The sequence below is a fragment of the Deinococcus sp. genome (assembly GCF_018260405.1).
GTDB lineage: Bacteria > Deinococcota > Deinococci > Deinococcales > Deinococcaceae > Deinococcus.
Map to the genome: position 1 here is coordinate 1 of NZ_JAGLBG010000153.1, position 3,557 is coordinate 3,557.

Annotated in this window: 3 protein-coding genes; 1 reads left to right on the forward strand and 2 read right to left on the reverse strand. The window is 66.2% G+C overall.

The window, feature by feature from the left end; all coding sequences use genetic code 11:
• A partial coding sequence (mutS, locus tag QZ269_RS12400; protein ID WP_291427017.1) for a DNA mismatch repair protein MutS occupies positions 1-1,429 on the forward strand: 1,429 nt, incomplete at its 5' end.
• Between the two features lie 261 nt (positions 1,430-1,690).
• On the opposite strand, the gene QZ269_RS12405 is transcribed toward mutS, so the two are convergent.
• Positions 1,691-2,761: an alpha-hydroxy acid oxidase gene (locus tag QZ269_RS12405; protein ID WP_291427018.1), complete on the reverse strand. Its 1,071-nt coding sequence runs from the start codon at positions 2,759-2,761 to the stop codon at positions 1,691-1,693.
• Positions 2,762-2,988: 227 nt separating this feature from the next.
• Positions 2,989-3,557, reverse strand: a 569-nt coding sequence (locus QZ269_RS12410; protein ID WP_291427019.1) for an aminotransferase class I/II-fold pyridoxal phosphate-dependent enzyme, incomplete at its 5' end; no start/stop codon positions are given.

Genomic DNA, 3,557 nt, shown 5'->3' on the forward strand with positions numbered 1-3,557 from the left:
GGCGCTGGCCCGCACGCTGGCCCTCTTGCCCGAGGCCGTAACCCTGATCGCCGCCCACGATGGCCTGCTGGCCGGAATCCGCGCCCGGCTGGGGGCTTTGCCCGACGTGGTTACGCGCATCCGCGCTGCGATGGTAGACGATCCGCCGCTGCGAATTGGCGAGGGCGGCCTGATCCGAGACGGGTTTCACGCCGAGCTGGACGGCCTGCGGAGCGAGGCGATTGGGCACCGCGAATGGCTGGCCCAGCTGGAGGTCAGCGAGCGCGAACGCACCGGTATCGGCACGCTGAAGGTCGGGTACACCAACGTCTTCGGGTATTTTCTGGAAGTCACTAGCACCCACCTTGGCAAGGTGCCCGCCGATTACCGCCAGATCGCTACCCTCAAGGACCGCGCCCGTTTTACCCGCAGCGACCTGCGCGAACGCGAACGCGAAATCGCGCGGCTGGAAGCGGCGGCCCAGCGCCTGGAAACCGAGGTGTTTACCGAGCTGCGCGACAGTCTGACGGCCCACGCCGAGGCCCTGTCGGAAGCAGCGGGCGCCCTGTCTGAGCTGGACGTGATCGCTTCGCTGGCCGACCTCGCCGCCGAAACAGGCTGGACGCGCCCGCAGACGACTTCCGGCGATACACGGCTGGTTCAGGCCCGGCATCCGGTAGTCGAGCGGGCCACGGGCGGCAAATTTGTGCCCAACGACGCCGAACTGCACGGGGGCCGCTTTACGCTGCTGCTGACCGGGCCGAACATGGCAGGCAAAAGCACCTACCTGCGAACAGTGGCGCTGTGCGCACTGCTGCACCAGATCGGGTCTTTCGTGCCCGCCGACCACGCCGAATTACCCATCTATGACGCCATTCACACCCGCATTGGTGCGTCGGATGATCTGGCAGGCGGGCGCAGCACCTTCATGGTCGAGATGTCCGAACTGGCCGCTATCTTGCACGGCGCGACCCACCGCAGCCTGATTATTCTCGACGAGGTTGGGCGCGGCACCTCGACCCTCGACGGTCTGGCCATCGCGCAGGCGGCGCTGGAACATCTGCACAGCACCCGCGCCCACACGCTGTTCGCCACCCACTACTTCGAGCTGACGCGCCTGGAAAGCGACCTGCCCGGCCTGGTCAACCTGCATGTGGCCGCTGAGGAAGACGCCCAGCAGGGACTGACTTTTTACCACCAGGTCGTGCCCGGCGCCGCCCGCCAGAGCTACGGCGTAGAGGTGGCTCGGCTGGCCGGACTGCCCGCCCCGGTCACGGCCCGCGCCACCAGACTGCTGGGGGCACTGAACAGTGGCGGAGACGAGAAAAAGCTGCTGCGTGAGCTGGCGAGCCTTGACCTCAGCCGACTGACACCGATGCAGGCGCTGGAAGTCCTGCACGGCTGGCAGCGGGAAGTGCTGACGGCTTCGGCTGATACGGACTCGGGTTAAACCAGGCCGTTTTGGATTCCATCCGAGCGGAGGCGAGAACAATACGGGTTTCGCGGTTAGGAGTTCCCGGTTACAGTTCCGCGTGTCCGGGGAAAGCGCCCGAATCCGCCTCACTTCCACCAGCAGCTCCTCTTTGCCTACTCACTGTGTTCGGGGCAGAGGCGCGTCTGGCGCTTTTCCAGGTGTGCCGGAATTGAGCGGAGTCCGTATCAGGTGAGAGGCCACAAGGCAACTTTAATGCCCTGCCAGCTTCCCCCGCTTTTACCACCGGATCAAGTCTGGCCCCAGGTCGCTGATCTTGGTCTTGCCGCACAGCGCCATCCCCAGCCGGATTTCGTCGCGCAGCAGCTCCAGCGTGTGCCGCACGCCGTTCTCACCGGCCAGCGCTAGCCCGTACAGCGCCGGGCGGGCCACAAATACGGCGCGTGCCCCCAGCGCCAGCGCCTTGATCACGTCGGTGCCACGCGAAATTCCGCCGTCCAGATAGACTTCGGCGCGGCCCTGCACCGTGTCGGCAATTTCAGGCAGGGCTTCGAGGGCGGTCACGGCGGTGTCGAGCTGCCGCCCGCCGTGGTTGCTGATCCAGATGTGAGCGCCGTGCTGCGCGGCCAGCTCGGCGTCTTCGGCAGTCAGGATGCCCTTCACGATGATTGGCAAGCTGGTCTGTTCACGCAGCCACGCGATGTCGCTCCAGGTCAGCGACTGGTCGAGCAGGGTGTTGAAGTAGCTCAGGTCGTCGAGGTGTTCGCTGCCGGGCGTGCGCTGGCCGATGTTGGGCAGCACCGTGCCGGGTTTGGTGAACACGGGGGTGCGAATGATAGCCTCGCGGCGGCCCAGCACCGGGGCGTCTACCGTAAGCACCAGGGCGCGTGCCCCGGCGGCCTCGGCGCGCGCGACCAGGGCGCGGCTAATCTCGCGGTCGTGGTAGAGGTACAACTGGAACCACAGGCGCTCGGGGGCGGCCCCGGCCACTTCCTCGACGGTGCGGTGGCTCATGGTGCTTAGGGTCATCAGACTGCCTACGCTGGCGGCGGCGCGGGCGGTGGCGACTTCCGCTTCGGGGTGTACCAGCCCATGCATGGCACACGGCGCGACCCCCACCGGAAAGGCCAGCGGCACGCCCAGAACGGTGGTGCTGGTGTCAATGTGGGCCACGTCCACCAGCATGCGCGGGCGCAGTCGCAACGCCGCGTAGCCGTCGCGGTTGGCCCGCAGCGTCACTTCGTCGTTCGCGCCGCCCCGGTAGTAGGCGAACGCCGCCGGTGACATAACCTCGGCGGCGGCACCTTCCATTTCTCTCAGATTGAGCAGCTGGGACAGGTCGGCAGACATGCTTTCTATTGTGTCATGCACACTGCCCCTTGAATCTGGTTCTTTCAGACTCAAGGGGGCTAGAGACGAGAGGGAACAATACAGGTTTCATGGTACAGGCGGTGCCTTCTTGGGCAAAGCGGCACCCGTGAAGGGGCCTGCCCGCTTCTTGAGCAAAGCGGCACCCAGGATGGGGCCTGCCCGCTTCCCGCCTGTTAGCCTGGCCTTGCAAGCTGGCCCCCCTGTGCTCACCCTTCCCGCAGCGTTTCCTGAAGTGCTTGCCCCAGCCGCCGCACGCCCCCGCGCAGGTCTTCTTCGGCGTAGTAGGCGAAGCACAGCCGCAGCTGGCCGCGCTGGCCGCCGTCCGGGCTAAATTTGGGGCCGGGCTGGTAGCGCACGCCGTTTGAGACGGCCCTGTCCAGCAGCGTCACGCTGTCTAAGCCGTCGGGCAAGGTAACCCAGATGAAGTACCCGCCACTGGGCCGCTGAAACTCGATACCGAGGGGCCGCAGGTCGTCGAGCGCGTCTCCCAGAGCGGCGGCGCGGCCACGGAAGGTGTCACGCAGACCCTGGACGTAGCCGGGCAGCAAATCCAACTCGAACATGCTGCGAATCAGGGCGCCTCCTAGCGGGCTAAATCCACCCCCACTGGCGATCATGCCGTTGGCAATCAGGCGCGAGAGCAGTTCCGGCGCGGCTTGAATCCAGCCCAGGCGCGAACCAGGGGCCAGAATCTTGGAAAAACTGCCCAGGCTCAGCACTTTGCCCGTGTTCACGTGCGCCGCGAAACTGTGCGGCGGCGTGCCCGTGAAGGTCA